The sequence below is a fragment of the Roseibium sp. genome (genome assembly GCF_965232425.1).
GTDB lineage: Bacteria > Pseudomonadota > Alphaproteobacteria > Rhizobiales > Stappiaceae > Roseibium.
Genome location: NZ_OZ246971.1, coordinates 5,704,587 through 5,720,967, shown reverse-complemented (window position 1 = coordinate 5,720,967; position 16,381 = coordinate 5,704,587). Strand labels below are relative to the sequence as shown.

Below are 16,381 nucleotides of genomic sequence, written 5' to 3'. Positions count from 1 at the left end.
AAGGGAATTGCAAACCAGTCCTCAGGAATGAACCGGAGGAGTTTACTTATGCTTTCCCACGCCGAGTTTACGTCTTTTGACAGCCGCTCCTTGTCAAACGCTGAAGATGTCTTCGTGTTTGACCTGGCAGCGCTGGTCCCCGGCACCTGCTGCCAGATTGATCATGATTTTGCGGTTTATCTTCGCACCTTTGCGAACTCGCGGCCATGTTACCTTTTGACGAGCGTGACCTACAACGAACTGATGGCGCGGCTGCCGACCAGCGTCAGAAAGGCGTTCAGGGGCGTGTTTGCGTCCTCCGGCGCAGAGCTTTGGAGCGGTGACGAGGTGGTCGAGCGTGTTGAACATACGTTTTCGGATGATCTTTACGAGTATCTCGTGAAGGTTGTTCAAAACAGCGCTTATCCGGCCAAGGATGCACCTCTCATCGAAAACGGTCCGGCCACGCTGAGGGTCTGCCTCGCCGGGACAAAGGCATCGATCGGACAACTGGGCACCTACCTGAACTGGGAAAACGAACATCGCGAGTTACCGGTCATCGTCAACGAACTCCAGTCGAAGTTTCCCGATCACGACGTTCATCAGGACAGCGATACCAGCCTGCTGGTCACGCCGGTGACAATGTCCACGTTGCGCGTCCACCGGCGCATTGCATCCGAACATGCCAACGCACGCGTCATTTCTTGCATGTCCCCGCGGTCGGCGAACGGGTTTGCCGGGCCGTTCTGCAATGCGCTCTCCGGTTCGGACCTCGTCACCGAGGTCGGAGGTCCGAGCGATCTCAGCCAGCTCATGAGTTACGAAATGCGCAGAAAGGCAACTGATGATCTGCTTGCAGCCGAGTAAGACCTGTTGAACGCCGCTGTCCTGCGGCACCCGATCGTACCGATCTTGATCCCGGGCCAGCGTGCCCGGGATTTTTGTCGGGTTGAAGCCGGTCCGTCGCCAGTTTCAATCTGGTGCTTGGCGCATCAAAGAATGTGAACAACACGCAGAAAAACGTGTGCTCTTGTCAGATCCTGCCTGAAATGGAAGGCTGTCGGATCATGGGAAGGGAGGCCGCATGGATCATTGGGTTGCCAAGGCCGTCGGAAAGATTACCGCAGATGCACATCGGTCAGCGGACACGCATCTTTTCAAGCTGCAGATACCCCGCCTGGAAGGTGTGGATCTCTACCTGAAGGACGAAAGCACGCACCCGACGGGCAGTCTCAAACACCGGCTTGCGCGATCGCTGTTTCTTTACGCGCTCTGCAACGGCAAGATCAGGGAAGGCACCACTGTTGTCGAGGCATCATCGGGCAGTACGGCCGTGTCGGAAGCCTATTTCGCCAGGATGATCGGTGTTCCCTTCATTGCGGTCGTTCCAGAAAGCACCGCACACAGCAAGATCCGGCTGATCGAGCTTTACGGCGGCAAGGTCCACTACGTCGCGTCGGCACCGGAAATGCACGGGGCATCGGTGGAGCTCGCCCGCTCGATCGGTGGATTTTTCATGGATCAGTTCGCCTTTGCGGAACGGGCAACGGACTGGCGTGGAAACAACAACATTGCGGAGAGCATCTACCGGCAGATGGAGTTCGAGCCTCATCCCGTGCCGAGACTGTTCGTCATGAGCGCCGGCACCGGTGGCACCTCGGCAACGCTCGGTCGCTATATCCGCTACAAGGGCCACGAAACGGAACTGATGGTCGTCGACCCGGATTATTCCGTCTTCTACGAAAGCTACATGTCCGGCGACCGCAGTCTCACCTCGGCCAGGTCCAGCCGGATCGAGGGCATCGGGCGGCCGCAGGTGGAAGCTTCGTTTCAACCCGACGTGATCGATTCCATGCTCAAGGTGCCGGACGCGGCAAGCGTTGCAACCATCCTGTGGCTGGAAAAGCGTATCGGAAGACGGGCCGGCGGGTCGACGGGTACAAACCTCTGGGGGGCCTTGAAGGCTGCCCGCGACATCATGGAACGCGGTGAGCGCGGTTCAGTCGTGACGCTGATGTGCGACAGCGGCGAACGCTATCTGGATACCTATTACAATCCGGACTGGGTGGCCGAGCATATCGGCGACATCAGCACATATTCGGACGCGCTCGGCGAATGGGGGTAGGGCCGGACGCTCAGGCCCGGTTTGAGGCTTCCTGGGTCCATCACCTAGCGGTCGAAGGCCTGGAGCAGGAGAGACATCACGTTGAGAAACTCGTCGCGCCTGTCGTGCGGCAACTCGTTCACGTTGGAGACGCCGTAATCAAGCGTCAGGATCATGTCCCACATTTCACCAAGGTTCGCCTTGTCGACGGCTGACTTCAGTTTGAGCGGCGACGTCGATGATGGGGTGACGTGTTCGGGAACGTAGGCCCCGAGCGTCTTGTGAAACTGATGATGCATGCGCCCACTCTGTAGCCTGGATGTTGTGTTCTGCGCCGACCGTTCCAGCCGGCATTCTTATTGAGCGCGAGAAGCTTGGGGATCAAAGGAACACTTTTTCCCTTCACGCTAAAGTAGCTATTAACACAAGTTACGTGTCCCTGTCATCTCACCATGGGGTCAATATTCAGAAAGTTTACGCAACGAACGCCGTTGTTCTGACCCCGCGTCGTTTACGTCACTGTAAGGCATGAGTGACAGAACGGTGTTGACTTCCAGGTGAAAGACGGGAAAAAGCTTTTCGGAAGGTTGAACCATCGACCATCGGATCAGGGAACGTTGACATGGTTGCGCGCATCTATCGTCCGGCAAAAACCGCGATGCAGTCCGGCAAGGCAAAGACCCAGCGTTGGGTCCTGGACTATGAACCGGAGGTCGCCAAATCCGTTGAACCGCTGATGGGCTACACGTCGTCGTCCGACATGAAGCAGCAGGTGAAGCTTTATTTCGACACGCAGGAAGAGGCGGTTGCCTACGCCAAGCGCCACGGCATCGCCCACCGGGTGGAAAAGGCGCAGGAACGCAAGGTGCGCGGCGCGGCCTATGCCGACAATTTCAAGTTCAACCGGGTCGCGCCCTGGACCCACTGAATCGTCGGACCGCGCAACTCGTGTCCCCGGATGCTGGACGGTTCGAGGATTGCCTGTTGAAACCTCGAAACCCGCATCGACATGATTGCGAAAACAGTTTTTAAGACGTAGTCCAACCGGCCTCCCGGCTGGTTTGATTTCAGGCCCCGTAGCTCAGCTGGATAGAGCACTCGCCTTCTAAGCGAATGGTCGCAGGTTCGAATCCTGCCGGGGTCGCCACCTTCCTGATCTCGTTTTGAAAATTCGGTTTCTTGTGCCGAGGTTCTGCGTCGAACCACCTTTCAACGCAGAACCAGGCAGTTTCTAAAGCGGGGCAATCCGTCCTCATCCTGAGGTGCGGAGCGCAGCGGAGCCTCGGGGGATGGGCCACGCGGCTCCGAATGTGCCGCTGCTCCTTCGAGACGGACCGGTCGGTCCTCCTCTGGATGAGGACAGGCTTTCAAGGCGTCAACCTGCCAACCGCGGCGAAGGTTCGGGTTCCTGGAGCCAGTTTCTCTGGGGCAAACCGATACAAGCGGCTTTGCTGCATTTGCCTTCGGACGTCTCAACGCAAAGGCAATCAATCACTCGATCCCGATATAGGCGATCGCCCAGACCTGCTGGCGGGCATGTTCTTCCGTCAGGTTTTCATCTTCGACAGGCGGAAACACGATCATCGTTGGCCCGAAGCCGCCGATCCCCATCGGGACACCGTTCGAATGGGTTGCCAGAATGGGTCGATGCGTGTCGATGCTCTGCCACGAGATTTCCGCCTGGTAGCCGTCCATGGCCAGCGGCCACGCGGTTTTGCCGCCCGCACCCGCGGTTTCCATGACTTCGGACAGCAGCGGTCCGGAGAAGGAGATTTCCCGCTGTTTGTCTTTCGGACCATAAAGGACCGTGATCTCGACCTGTTCCATTGCATTCAGCATGGCTGCGTCGAAGCCGACCGCCTTGTCATAGCTGATGTCGTGGAACCCGAGGAGACCGCCATCGGTTTCGCTTCTTGCGGGCAGGTTGGTTTCGGTTACAGCGCCACCCAGCGTCACGAGCACATGGCCTTGCGGCGCTTCGATATCGGCAAACGCCGGCAACGCGATCAGAGCGAGCAGCAGGGTGATCAGAATGTGGCGCAAGGGTCTTTCCTCCTGTTTTGATTGTTGTTGTGAAAATTACATCTTGAGAGAGATCGCGTGTTTCACAATAGAAACGTCGTGCCGCGGGTGCGGCCGCTTTCAAGCGATACAGCTGGCGTCTTTGTTCGCCGCCCCGGCCCTGCGCCGGGGCCCCCGGTAAGGTGCTCGGCAGGTCCTGGATCAGGTCCGGGACGGTGCACGTTGCGGGGCACACAATTCTCATCAGAAACGGATCGAGAGGCGGGCCATGCCCTCCAGTGCGTCAACGTCATCGGACAGATAGCCCTGACCGTCGAGGGTGAAGCTGGCCTGCGGGCCGAGGTTCAAGTCCAGCCCCGCACCGAGATAGGCAGCGGAGCGGTCGGTTTCGCCGAGGCCGATGGAATTGGTGATGCCGAGCAGCGTGACCGGCACATCGTCGTCGCCGGTGGAACTGCGCACTAGATATCCTGCACGCCCGCTCAAGGTTGCCAAGCCGAGGCTTCTGGAGACCGCCAGTTCAAAGTCACCTTCCGCAACCCCGAACGTATGGCTGTCCACCGTGGCATTGGCGGCAGAGCCGGTTTCTGTGTAGCTGCCCGTCTGCTGCAGCGCATAGCGCCCGCGTATGGAGGGTGTCAGCACGATGCCGGCTCGCCCAAGCGCTATGTCAGCGAAGAGTGCGGCTTCCGGGGTCACGAACCAGCTGTCATAGGAGGCGTCGGCGGTGCTTTCGCCAAGCGTGAGACCGCCGGTGAGGGCGGTGTTGTCGTTGACGAAGCGGCTGCTGTCACTGGTCTGCCAGCCGCCGGAAAGGCCGAGCCCGAGGGTAACGCGTCCGAAGCGCCGGTCGCCATGGACCCCGGCAAAGACGCCGTTGCTGGTGATATCCTGGGAATCCGTCCAGGTGCTTTCCGCAGTGATGGAGCCGTTCATGTAGCCTGCCATGAAACCAAGGCGCATGTCGCGCGACTGGTTCCAGGCATAACCGAGGGCCGCGCCGACTTGATCGATGCTGTAGTCGAGAGTGACGTCATCGCCGTCATGATTGGCTTCGCCGCCGAACCCGGTGAGCCAGAAGGAGCCGGTCTTGAGTCCAAAAGCTGTTTCCGGCGCGGAATTGGTGGCCAGCAGCACGTCGAAGGCCCCGGAGCTTTGCGTCCCACCTTCGCCATAGGTGAGTGCAGACGACTGAGCACTAACAGATCCGCCCCGGCCCGCCTGCCGGAGGCCGTAGCGCCCGAGACGCCCGAGCATCTTGGCGGTGATGGCCATCTGGTTGAAGCTGGCAGTCAGCCCGGTCGGGTCGAAGGTGGCGAACTGGCCGGTTGTGCTGTCATGGAACCAGGGGACAGGGCCGGAGAAGTTGGGGGTGCCGCCCGCGACATTGGTTACCGGCAGCTGCCAAAGCACCGAATGCGAAGCTCCGGTGTTGATGTTCAGCGTCGTCTCGGATTCGAAGGTGATGGCACCGCCGAGAAAGGAAGGCGCGTTGAGATTGACAGTGGTTGCAAAGGACAAGGCACGAACAAAGATGGCATCACTGGTCTCGCTTATGATTGCGCCGCTGTTGGTGATAGTGACAGTCGTTCCGTCGTTGTTTGATATCCCGTCGGCATCAAGTCCACGCGTCCAGATATGACCGGTATTGGTGATAGAGACATGGGTTCCTTCATCGTTGGCAATCCCGTCCGCACCGTTTCCGGATGTTCGGATAGCGCCGCTGTTTGAAATCGTTGCGTATGTTCCGTTGTCGTTGACAATCCCGTCCGCACCACTCCCGGCGGTCCGGATATCGCCACCGTTGATGATCGTGGCGTAGTCTGCGTAGTCTCCGCTGGTGCCGGTGCTGACAATCCCGTATGCGCCCGTCCCAAATGTCCGGATATCACCGCTGTTGATGATGCTGGCGCGGTCTCCGGAGATGTTGAGTATCCCGTCCGCACCGTTCCCGGTGCTCCAGATATCACCGTTGTTGGTGATCGCGGTGTCGTCGGCCCCATTGACGATCGCCTGTGACTGGTTTTGCGTTGTCCGAATGTTGCCGCTGTTGACGATTGTCGTGTCGGCGCCGTTGTTGAAGATGGCAATCGCGCTGAACCCGGTCGTCGTGACACTGCCGTCGTTGATGATCCTGTTCCGGGCTGCTGTGCTGTAGACACCGTTCTGCAGGGAGCCGTCGACGGTGACGCTGCCGTCACCGGTAACGATGATCGTGTCATAGGGAACACCGTCGATCACCTGCGTATCGGTGACCGGGCCGTCAATGATGAGGTCCTGGGAACGGGCATGGGATGCCAGCACAAGGAAAAGTGGACAGGCGGAAAGGATGGTCGGCAGAAGCCGACGGGGAAAACTTGGCATTCCGGACGTCTCGCGAATCGGACGTCCCCCACACGTTTCTTGTTTAGCACCTGATTCATTGGAGGAAACTAAAAACTCAAATTACACCAAGAAAACGACAGAAAACGGGACACCTATCCGCATGCCGGCCGGACGCCGCTGCATGTGCCGGGAAACACAATCCTCAAGATTTGCCTGCCAATTCTTTGGATACATGTTGAAGCGATGTTCCCTTCCGCAATGGCGCGTTGAAAGCCTGCAGCCGTTCGGTGCTTTGAACGATGGGACAGGTTTGTATTCGGCGGTCACAAGGGCATCAGTCTGTTCGTGTGGGGTCGCGCATCCTGGACGTGGCGTAAGCGTATGTCCGGCGTTTGTTGGCGAAGTCTGGATTGACGGCAATGCCCATCATGCCCGCATGATTTTCGCAGAACAGGTCATCGATCGCAGCGCCCGTTTTTCTGGGCCGGTCGGCAATGCAAACCCTGCAGCCGCTATTTCATCGCGGCCGCCTTTTTTGCCACTTCAGGTGCTCCGTGCGTGTTGGGAATAGCTTCCTTGAACACCTGGATGAGTTCCATGTCCTGCTCTTCGGCTGCGCTTGTCGGGGTGAGCGCCAGATCCGTGTAGGATTTGCGGTTCTCGTCGGCCAGCACGCGCTTCATGGCGGGCCGGAACTTGAGAAAAAGGCGTGCCCAGGAAAATGCGACCCAGACCGCCTCCACGGCGCGTTTGGGATAAAACACGAGCGGGTTCTCGAGCTTCATTCCGTATCTGCGCTGGTCGCGATGCTTGCGCCTGACGATGCCGCATTCAAGCGGGTGAACCTTCTCGATCAGGATCGCTCCGAGGAAATGGATCATCGATGAATAAAGCGCCTTGGTTCTGGCGCCGCGCGCGGCATCCCGCCGAAGCACCGTTTCCACATGTTCAGGCGTGTAGAACTGCTTCCAGCTGTCGAAATAGACTTTCTCCCAGTCCGCATCGCTCATGATCGGGTGATGGGTGACGCGGTGATTGAGGTCATACTTGTTGAAGTCCGGATCCATCCAGACATCCTTGGACGAAAGCACCTTGTGATCCTCTGAGCCGGGCAGGGGTGTCAGGTAGAAAAACTCGATCAGATCGAGCGGAAGCTCCTTCTTGATGATTTCAATGTTGCGCCGGATCTTGTCCGGCGTGTCGTCCGGGAACCCGAGTATGTATCCGGCATAGGTGATCACGCCGGCATCCTTCCAGGCCTGGAGCATCTTGCGGTATTCCCAGATCTTGTTCTGGCGTTTCTTGGCCGCGGTCAGGGCATCGGGATCGATGTTTTCCAGCCCGATGAAGACGCGGGCACAGCCTGCCCGGGCCGCCTTTTCAATGAAGCCGGGGAGGCGGTAGCAAAGCGTATCGACCTGCAGCACCAGCTTGAACTTCAGCCCTTCCTCCTCGCGAAGCCAGATCAGACGGTCCAGGATCGCTTCCCAGTTCTTGTTCCGGGCAAAATCGTCGTCCGTTATGAAGAACCGGCGAATTTTCTGCGCCGCATTGGCCCGGATGATCGCCTCGACATCATCGGGCGTTCTGAAGCGCGACTTGCGTCCCTGGACATTGATGATCGTACAGAACGAGCATTGGAAAGGGCAGCCGCGCCCCGCGTCGAAGCTGGTATAGGCGCCTGCCATCTTGCGAACGGCGTCTGCCGGCAGGATCGGCTGAATTGCGCCCTCAAGGTGAGGCAGATCCTTCATGAAGTTGTAGAGCGGCTTGAGCTGTCCGGCCCAGGCATCGGCAAGCAGCGCGTCCATGCGCCCTTCGGCTTCCCCCGCGTACATGCTGAGACCCATCTCCTGTGCCTTGACAATCTCGGGAGGTACCTCCGGGAGCATGGATATACTGCCTGCGGCGTGAAATCCGCCCGCGGCAACCGGAATTCCTTCTGCGATGAATTCCCTCGCGATATCGACTGCCCGGGGAAACTGGTTTGTCTGGACACCCACCAGCCCGACAAGACAGCCGTCGGCCTGTTTCAGGGATCTGGCCAGTTTGGCGACGTCCACCTTGGTGTTGGTTTCGTCGATCACTTCGATTTCGATCGCCACATCGTCACCGAGTGTCCGTCTCTCCGCACAGTCCTTGATGAGGCCGTAAACGGAGGCCAGCGAGTTCGAAGGGATCGGTGCGCGCACCCACTGAATTACGTAACCCTCATCATCGTAATGTGAAGGTTTGATCAGCAGGATTGCAAAGCGCTTGGACATGAATCTCCGGACTCTCATTGCAAATCGGTTTGGCAGTGTTTCCGCGACCTCAAGCACGCGGGTTTATCTTTGCGGAACAGGCGATCTGCCGCAAGGGAATAATTGTTGGGTGGTTTTTGGAGGGCAGGAACACTTTTTGAAATCTGCTGCCGGCAGCGTGACGGTTGCGAGCTGTTTGCAAGGACAGGCGCTAATTTGCGGTGCAAAACAGAATTTACTTTTGATTTCAGAAGTGATTGGGGCGAGTCTTGTGCGTCGCAGTATAATTCTGGTTCTTTTATCAACAAGTTTTCAACAGACTTAGCGTAATCTGTTGAAATACATGAAGAGTACTGGACAGTCGAAAGTAGTTTGGGCACTATTATATCACTACTGGTTCGGTGCTGAGAGCGGATTGGCAAACGCAGTCAAGGCCCAACGACCGGTAGCCCATGCCAGGGTTGGTGCGAGGCCATCTGATGGGTTCGGGCTATTTCTGGGCGCCACATGGGGAACGCCGGACGCATTCACGTGAAGCGAAGGGCGTCCCGGTAGACCGGTAACGGCGGGTAATCCGTTTGATCGGCGCGGACTGGAAACCTTGTGTTTTCGCGTTCGTGGGCTTGGGTTCTCCAGAGAAGCCAAGTCAGTGTAAAAGTGGAGAGTTTTGACAAGCGGTGACTGCTCAGCGCTTATTGTCAAAGCAAAATCTTCCTTTAACGCAGGGGGGCGCTGGTTTAGGCCAGCGTCCTTTTTCTGTGTCGATGTCTGCGAAAACACGGCATCGCCGGATGCAGGGCAGGCACAACGGGTCCGCCGCATTCGTGGCAGTTTCCGAAAAATCCGATATCTGTGAAGGGGAAGAGTTGCGCGTCTTGTCGCGTCTTGAATGGCTGTCCCGCCATGGGTGCGGTTGGCTTGCCTGAATTCGCGCCCGCAAAACCGGAAAAGTCGCTGCTTTCGGTTACGCGCTTGTGGATGGAACACCGGATCGCTCGGAGCGAACCGGTGTTTCCAGCAAACGTTTCAGATCAGTGACGGTCTTCAGGACTTCCGCTGTTCCGAGTTAGGCTGTCCGACCATCAACGGCGTGATTTTCGTCTTCAGAATCATATCAAGCTCTTCAGACCCGTCTTCAAGCGACTGAAGTGCCATATCCAGGCAATAAGAGCAGAAAGTACGACCGTCCTTGTCGGCCTCTTTCTTGGTGTAGCGGATCATCCGTTTGATCGCTTCAACCGCGGGTTCCTGCTCATTTGAAATGCGTTCAGACTTACTAACTGTCTTTGACATTGTTATACCCACCAGTATTCGAATTTCCGTTCGCAGCGAAGCTGCCGTAACCATCCACGAGAAGCATGCTGTTGCAGCGTGATACTAGCGTGATAAAGTATTGTTGTATATCAGGTTGTGAGACATTCGCTCGCGAGTGTTAAAACAAACGACAATGCGTGATGGAAATACGGGGAATGAATGGCAAACGCGTCATGCTTTGCATGCCTTGGACGGCCGTTGCTCCTAAGCAAAAATGGCGAGCCCGCTGCGGTCAAGACTCGTAAGGCTCTGGCGATAATGGGCTATTTGAGCCGCGTCAGTGGTATGAACGCGCCCAGAGAAACGCTTGCGGACCTTCTGTGGAGCAATGCAGAACGGCCGAAAGCGATGCAATCCCTGCGCCAGGCGCTGCGTCAGTTGAAGACCGCGGAGCAGGCGGTTGGTCACGATGTCGTTCACGCTACCAGCAATGACGTCAAGCTTGATCAGTCGGAGTTTTCGTCCGATCTGGCGCTTCTTTCCACGCACCTTGAAAGAGGCAGCGCGAAGGATTTTCAGGCCGCAGAAGAGCTTTGGCGAGGAGATTTTCTCGCGGGTTTTGAGGACATTGATCCAGAATTTTCCGATTGGCTTCAAGTCGAACGCGAACGTATTCGCTCCGAAGTGGTTACGGCTGCGTTCAGGCACCTCAACCAGATTTCCACCGCAGACGGGGGAGATCAGGTCGAAGCCGGTGCCCGTTTCCTGTTGAAAATGGATCCGGCGTTCGAGCCGGCACATCGTGTCCTGATCAGTCTTTACATCGCGCTCGGCCAGGGAGAGCGGGCAAGGCAGCAATTCAAGGCCTGCGAACGCGAGATGCGCATTCATCTGGATGCCGAACCCGATGAGGAAACGCGTGCGCTCCTGAAGGAGGATGACGAAGACAGCTGGCACACACGCGAGTTCAAGCGCCCGGGCGAGGTGCGGCCGCTGACGACAGCGCTCTCGAATTCCGACAACATCGTCAGGCTGCCCGAGATTTCGGTCGTTTCGGCATCCCTTTCCAAGTCCGGCCTGAATGACGCCATCTACCTTCGGGAGGAAATCGTTTCCGGATTGTCGTCGTTCAGGTCCTTCGATCTCTACCAGACGGAATATTTCGGAGAGGAAAACGCCCCGTCGGCGACCCTGGTCGAAGGGCATGAACTCGGAAGCTACCTGATGCGGTTCAGGTACGACGACCGCTCGGGCAAGGTCGTTGTGCAGTTCGAGGATCGCGGCAGCGGTCAGATCGTTTTCAACGAAATCGTGGATCTTTCTTTCTGGAACGGCATTTCACCGGCCGCCAGCCATATTGTCAGCCGCGTGCACTCGCATGCCACGGAACGGTTGCGCAATCCTGCGAACACATCGATCTTCGCGCGATGGTGCCAGGTGGAAGCGTTGTTGTGGGACTTCACGCCGCATTCCGATGAAAAGGCGATGCATCTTCTCAACGACATGCAAAGGACAAACAAGCAGTTTTCCAGGACCTATGCCGGCAAGGCGTCGATCATCATGAAGCAGGCGCTGCATTTTCCGCTTCATGACCGCGCGACGACGGAGAATTTCGGCGAGTTGCTGAACACGGCCGAGCAGGCCATCGTCCTCGATCCCTGGCAGGCGGTGAACCAGCGGGTTTACGGTTGGGCGCTCATTCTCTCCAACATGCCCGAGGAAGCAAGACGTGCGTTTTACAACGCGGGCCGTCTCAGTTCTGCAGATCCCGCGAACCTGATGTCCGTTGCCGAAGGACTGGCGTTCTCGGGCGATGTCGACGAAGCCAGGCTGACGGCTGAAAAGGCCTTCGATCTTTTCGCATTCGTGCCGCGCGTGTTTTACGAGTATCTGGCCAATATCTATTTTGCCGCGGAAGACTACGAAGGCGCAGTGCAGCAGATCGAAAGAGGCACCGGGGTCAGCGTCAAGGGTTTGACGACGCGCGTCGCCGCGCTGGTATGTTCCGGACGCCGCGAGGAGGCGATCAAGACCCTTGAACGCTACAGCGAACACAGGCTGTCGCTTCTGCGAAACTCGCCGGGTGAATTTCAGGACCCTGAGGACTGGCGCCGGCGCGTGAACTTTTTTCAAAATGAAAGGGTGCGCGCCAACTACGACAAGGGTGCCGAACTTGTTCAGCGGTTCATTTTCAAGGGCGAGTACTCAGTTTAACGCGGTCTGCGGAAACAGGTTCGAGAGTGCACCGAGATAATCCGCGTCTTTTCTTTCCAGTTTGTCGGCATTCAGCCGGTAGGGAAGCGCGACGGCCTTTTGGTTTGTGTCGGCTTCGCAAACAACACTGAAACGCATGAGTTCCGTGGTCTGTTTAGGTAGTCCGATTTTCTCCAGAAAAGACTTTGGGTCTTTGCGGAAAGAGTCCTGAAGCGCTGGGTCCGTGGCCGCGGCGGCAATCAGTTTTCCCAAGGCCTTTGCGTTGCTTTTGTAATGCGGAAATCTAGCCAATCTCTGTCCTCCGATTGAAAAAGCCGCCCGCAGCAGACCTGCGGGCGGCTTTTTGTCCGGGTCTCTTACTCGGGGAGATCCTCATAGAAACAGCTGCCCAGCGCTGCCAGGCCAAGTTCTTCGAAATAGGCCTCATCGCCGGCTGCAACGCGGGCCTGATCAACTTCTGCCGGAATGACAAGGTGAACCAGGTCAGCCGTGTCGGCATGGATCTGGACGTCGGAATTGGCTCCGATCTCGCTCAACACAGCTTCCGGGCTTTCAATAAGCTGTTTGCGCGCTGTAGCATCTTGAATGATGGCGCCGAGTTTCGCTCCAACTTCCACTTCTTTGCGGGAGGTGAGAGTAGCGTGCATGGTGAAGCTCCTGTATTTAAAGTTGAATTTTGACACGGTGGGTAGTTGGATGGTCACAATGTCAATCTGAGAGCAAGAAAAAGCGACGTAAAAAACCAAAACAAATTGGTTTTACTGTCTATTTGCTGCTTTCAACTAAAAATATAGAGCCAATAAAAAAAGTACTTCAATAGAAACGATGTTTTTTTACATGAAATACAATTTAAGGTAGAGTGTGTGCGTTAGGCTGGGCGCTGGCGCCAAGTTCGAGTGAACCGGAACGGGGGTGGATGCCGATGGCAGGGAAAGTGCCAACCGAGATCGAATTGCCCGATCATTGCTGGTCGGACCTCGTACGCTCAGGTCTTGCATCTCGTGCCGGCGATGCGTCCGGATCCGGACGATTTCAAGTCGATCCCGACCTCGATTTGTTCGTACCGGTATTGTCCCGTTTCGACGTCCGGCTGGGTCCGATGCAGGTAAGGGGCTGTCCTGTTAAATTTTGCACCGGTACGGTAAAGTTGGCGCGTGATCCGGCGATGCGGCGCAGTGCGGCGGTAACGACGATACCCGCGGGCGGTCAATCGGATACATCTTCTGGTGCAGCTTTAAGTTGTTTGGGCGAACTGTCTGAGCGATTGAGTCTTTGTTCTCTGGGAGAGCTGGATTCCAGAGTTGAAATAGACTTAACATTGCAATCACAGATCGAAATAACGAAGGTGCTCGGGTACAGCGCGCGGCAGCAGAAGGTTGTTGCGCGTCAGGTCGGGGGGCAGGAGGAGGGCGCGGCTCCCGATGTTCCCGATCTGGAGCAATTCTCCACAAGGGCGGTAAACGTGCGGCGATTGAGGGATGGGGTGCCTGCTTCCTGTCCGAGCGCAAGTGTTCTGTTCGGTGAATTCGAGCTGATCACAGGCCGTCCGGGAGGGTTCGCCTCGACGGTGGGCGCTGCGGTTTGGCGAGATCGTGACGGTGCGCGGCAACGTGCGCTTCTCGAGTTGGTCGAGCGAGATGCGGTTGCTCAGGCATGGTACAACCGCCTGGGGATAACAAGGATCAAAAAGGGGCTAGTTTCTTCTGTTTTGCCGCAACAGGTGTCCGCGCATCTCGATGAAAGCCAGAGATTTTGGGGACTCTACTCGGTTGCAACCGACCTTCAGGTTCATATCGCACTGGCCGTCTCTTGTGAAGCCGACGGTCGCAGGACGGCTTTCGGTTCCGCTGCCGGCTGGGATCTCGCTTCAACGTGCAAATCGGCGGTCACCGAGATGCTTCAATCAAAAAATGCCTTGGACCTGATGGAGAGGGCCTATGGGCCTCAAGACGCCGGAACGCGTGAACCGCAGAAGCTGCCGAAACATCTCTCGTATGCGCGGGACAGGTCGGTTTTCGACGATTTTCTTTTGAGGGCGGACGGTTCAAGCGCGCCGCCAGACCCGGAAACCATCTTCGCATATGGCGACCTTCTCGACAGCTGCACCGCCAAGGGCATCGACATTTGGGAATTCGATGCGACCCGATCCGACCTGGAGATCCCTTGCATCAAATTGATTTCCCCGGATCTGTGCAGCTGGGAGCCGCGTTTCGGCAAAGACAGACTGTATCAGGGTGTCGTCGAACGCGGCTTGCGCGATCATCCGGCCACCGAATCCGAATTCGAGACCCGTCCGTTTCCGTTCTGATACCGGACGAGGTCTGCTGCTGTCCCGTTTGGAAAGAACTGTCGAACTTATGTCTCTGAGAAACAATGATGATCGTCCAGCGTCAAGTTGGGTTGCAGGATTGTTTGCCGGATTTGTCGTCCTGATTTGCCGCGTATGCGGCGAAACCGGGAATCAGTACCCCGTGTGGCAACAGACAAAAAGAGAAAGAGAATCGTGTGGCTACCGGGTTCCGGCCTTCCGTTTCGCCTCAGCCGGAATTACAAGTTCACTGACTGGGGTCGCCTCGCGAGATCCATATCGGGTTAGGGGCCGGACCATCGGGCAGCATTAGAGGAGGTCCACGTTTGACACGGTCGCCGAACCGCGCTACCTAAACATGACAATAAAACTCATGTTTTATTGTCATGTTCGGATGATGACTGGGTCATTCGATCTCTGGAAGAGACTGGGCGGGAAGTTCCCGCCCATTTTTTACCTGACAGCGGGGCGCCCGTCTGATGTCGGCCGTGCCAGCGTCAGAACCCAGAAATTACGCCACTTGCCGGTATTCCTGTTTGTTCGGGCAACACCGACGCGCGTGACGTAGGGATTGAGCAGGTTCTTGTTGTGGCCCTGGGACCCTTGCCAGCCTCTGAACGCAGCTGGCAGGTCCGCATACCCGGCACCGAGATTTTCCGCGCCCGCATAGTTTCCGTAGTTGGCCTTGCTCAGCCTCTGCGACAGGCCGAAGGAACTGTGCTGCCACGTGTCCATGCTGTCGCGCTCAGCGATGTGGCGTGCCATTTTTTGCGAGACCTCGTCCAAGACGGGATCATGTTTCAATGCGGGCAGGTTGTTCTGGCGTCTGTAGGTGTTGATCAGGGACAGCAGCTGGCTCTTGTCGACAGGCTGATCTGTCAGCACTACGTCGTCTTCGAGCTCCCCGCCGCCCGGCAGGACGCCACATGCATTGAGTGAAACCGCAAGGGCGAGGATCAAGAGGAGTTTCAGTCCGGGAGCGAACACGTCCAGGGCTCTCATCTGGGTTCGTCTCCCGGCCAGGAAACGCCTTCATCGGCGAAAAAGTGATAGGGGCCGGGAAAGTTCTCGACATAGGCCATGTGGGTTACGAGACCGGTCTTTTCGCTGTGGTAGTGTACGAAATAGGCTGGCGGTTCGAAGCGGAACATGGCCGCTCCGTCCGGTGACAGGTCGAGTTCGACCTGATGGCCGGTGCTGGGGGCAAGTGTCATGATCTTGCCGGCGAATTCGGCGATGATCGGCCGGTGCAGGTGACCGCACAGCAGTCTTTGAACCTGGGGATGCGGCGCGATCACTTCTGCCAGCGCCGGTGCATCGAGAAGACCCATCGCGTCCATGTGCGCGATTCCGGACAGTGCGGGAGGGTGGTGCAACGCGATCATCGTCGGTGCGTCATTTCCGGAAAGCGTTTCTTGCAGCCACGAGAGCTGCTCATGGCCGAGTTGTCCGTGAGGGCGGCCCGGCAAGTGCGTGTCCAATGCGATGATACGGACGTCGTTGACCATCGCCGCGTAATGGATCTTGCCGTCACTGGTTTCGCCGATGCCCGGAAAGCCCGCCATCTCCCGGCGCATGCCGTCGCTGCTGTCGTGATTGCCCGGCATCAGAAAGACCGGGATATCGAAGCGCTCGAGCAGCGCACGGGCAACGGCGTACTCGCGCGGATCATCGCGGTCCGTGAGATCACCCGTCATGATGACCGCATCCAGCCCGGGTGAATACGCAAGCAGCGACCTCACGGCGCGTTCCGCCATCATGTTGGTATCGGAGACCCTGTAGCAGGCCAGACCTCTCGGACGAAGGTGCAAATCAGTTATCTGTGCAATATGGGTCATCTGGAATCCCGGGAATCGGAGCTGTCAAGAAACCTCCGGAACGATAGCTTAGCTCTTGATGAGAGCAAGCACTTGTTTCCCTTTTCCGAAAGCT

General features: G+C 57.3%; 14 protein-coding genes, 1 tRNA gene and 1 pseudogene. 7 read left to right on the top strand and 9 right to left on the bottom strand.

What is annotated here, in order from left to right; all coding sequences use genetic code 11:
* Nucleotides 1-48 precede the first annotated feature (48 nt).
* A complete protein-coding gene (locus ACO08A_RS26150) occupies nt 49-846 on the top strand; it encodes a hypothetical protein (RefSeq protein WP_422038768.1) in 798 nt (265 codons plus the stop codon).
* A 217-nt stretch (nt 847-1,063) separates the two neighbouring features.
* The gene (locus tag ACO08A_RS26145) at nt 1,064-2,104 is read left to right on the top strand and encodes a PLP-dependent cysteine synthase family protein (protein ID WP_422038767.1); all 1,041 of its coding nucleotides are present in this window, start codon (nt 1,064-1,066) and stop codon (nt 2,102-2,104) included.
* 44 nt (nt 2,105-2,148) lie between these two features.
* Here the strand turns inward: ACO08A_RS26145 and ACO08A_RS26140 are convergent, their stop codons facing one another.
* Nucleotides 2,149-2,382 carry a hypothetical protein gene (locus ACO08A_RS26140; RefSeq protein ID WP_422038766.1) on the bottom strand — a complete coding sequence of 78 codons (234 nt, stop codon included), beginning with the start codon at nt 2,380-2,382 and terminating at the stop codon, nt 2,149-2,151.
* 323 nt (nt 2,383-2,705) lie between these two features.
* Between ACO08A_RS26140 and ACO08A_RS26135 the strand changes: the two genes are divergently transcribed.
* On the top strand, nt 2,706-3,011 hold the full coding sequence (locus ACO08A_RS26135; RefSeq protein WP_319387289.1) for an ETC complex I subunit: 306 nt from the start codon (nt 2,706-2,708) through the stop codon (nt 3,009-3,011).
* Between the two features lie 142 nt (nt 3,012-3,153).
* Nucleotides 3,154-3,230 (top strand) — tRNA-Arg (locus ACO08A_RS26130).
* A 344-nt stretch (nt 3,231-3,574) separates the two neighbouring features.
* Here ACO08A_RS26130 and ACO08A_RS26125 read toward each other — a convergent pair.
* The 4 genes from ACO08A_RS26125 to ACO08A_RS26110 form a co-directional block, all read right to left on the bottom strand.
* The gene (locus ACO08A_RS26125) at nt 3,575-4,126 is read right to left on the bottom strand and encodes a hypothetical protein (protein WP_422038765.1); all 552 of its coding nucleotides are present in this window, start codon (nt 4,124-4,126) and stop codon (nt 3,575-3,577) included.
* 222 nt (nt 4,127-4,348) lie between these two features.
* A complete protein-coding gene (locus ACO08A_RS26120) occupies nt 4,349-6,469 on the bottom strand; it encodes an autotransporter domain-containing protein (protein WP_422038764.1) in 2,121 nt (706 codons plus the stop codon).
* Between the two features lie 473 nt (nt 6,470-6,942).
* Entirely contained in the window at nt 6,943-8,694 is a 1,752-nt protein-coding gene (locus ACO08A_RS26115) for a B12-binding domain-containing radical SAM protein (protein ID WP_422038763.1), read from the bottom strand.
* Between the two features lie 1,023 nt (nt 8,695-9,717).
* Nucleotides 9,718-9,966 (bottom strand): hypothetical protein, encoded by a 249-nt coding sequence (locus ACO08A_RS26110; protein WP_306145079.1) that lies wholly within the window; start codon nt 9,964-9,966, stop codon nt 9,718-9,720.
* Between the two features lie 180 nt (nt 9,967-10,146).
* On the opposite strand from ACO08A_RS26110, the pseudogene ACO08A_RS26105 reads away from it, so the two are divergent.
* A pseudogene (locus tag ACO08A_RS26105) lies at nt 10,147-10,797 on the top strand (AfsR/SARP family transcriptional regulator); the annotation flags it as partial.
* 9 nt (nt 10,798-10,806) lie between these two features.
* Nucleotides 10,807-12,141 carry a tetratricopeptide repeat protein gene (locus ACO08A_RS26100; protein WP_422041850.1) on the top strand — a complete coding sequence of 445 codons (1,335 nt, stop codon included), beginning with the start codon at nt 10,807-10,809 and terminating at the stop codon, nt 12,139-12,141.
* On the opposite strand, the gene ACO08A_RS26095 is transcribed toward ACO08A_RS26100, so the two are convergent.
* On the bottom strand, nt 12,133-12,432 hold the full coding sequence (locus tag ACO08A_RS26095) for a hypothetical protein (protein ID WP_422038762.1): 300 nt from the start codon (nt 12,430-12,432) through the stop codon (nt 12,133-12,135). The genes ACO08A_RS26100 and ACO08A_RS26095 overlap by 9 nt on opposite strands.
* 65 nt (nt 12,433-12,497) lie before the next feature.
* Complete coding sequence (locus ACO08A_RS26090) at nt 12,498-12,677, bottom strand: hypothetical protein (protein ID WP_422038761.1); 180 nt, start codon at nt 12,675-12,677, stop codon at nt 12,498-12,500.
* A gap of 386 nt (nt 12,678-13,063) precedes the next feature.
* Between ACO08A_RS26090 and ACO08A_RS26085 the strand changes: the two genes are divergently transcribed.
* Nucleotides 13,064-14,449, top strand: coding sequence for a YcaO-like family protein (locus ACO08A_RS26085; RefSeq protein WP_422038759.1), 1,386 nt, complete (start codon nt 13,064-13,066; stop codon nt 14,447-14,449).
* Between the two features lie 453 nt (nt 14,450-14,902).
* On the opposite strand, the gene ACO08A_RS26080 is transcribed toward ACO08A_RS26085, so the two are convergent.
* Together ACO08A_RS26080 and ACO08A_RS26075 are read right to left on the bottom strand one after the other, a co-directional pair.
* A complete protein-coding gene (locus tag ACO08A_RS26080) occupies nt 14,903-15,451 on the bottom strand; it encodes a CAP domain-containing protein (protein ID WP_422038758.1) in 549 nt (182 codons plus the stop codon).
* Entirely contained in the window at nt 15,448-16,287 is an 840-nt protein-coding gene (locus ACO08A_RS26075) for a phosphodiesterase (RefSeq protein WP_422038757.1), read from the bottom strand. Before ACO08A_RS26075 ends, ACO08A_RS26080 begins: the two co-directional genes overlap by 4 nt.
* Nucleotides 16,288-16,381: the final 94 nt, after the last annotated feature.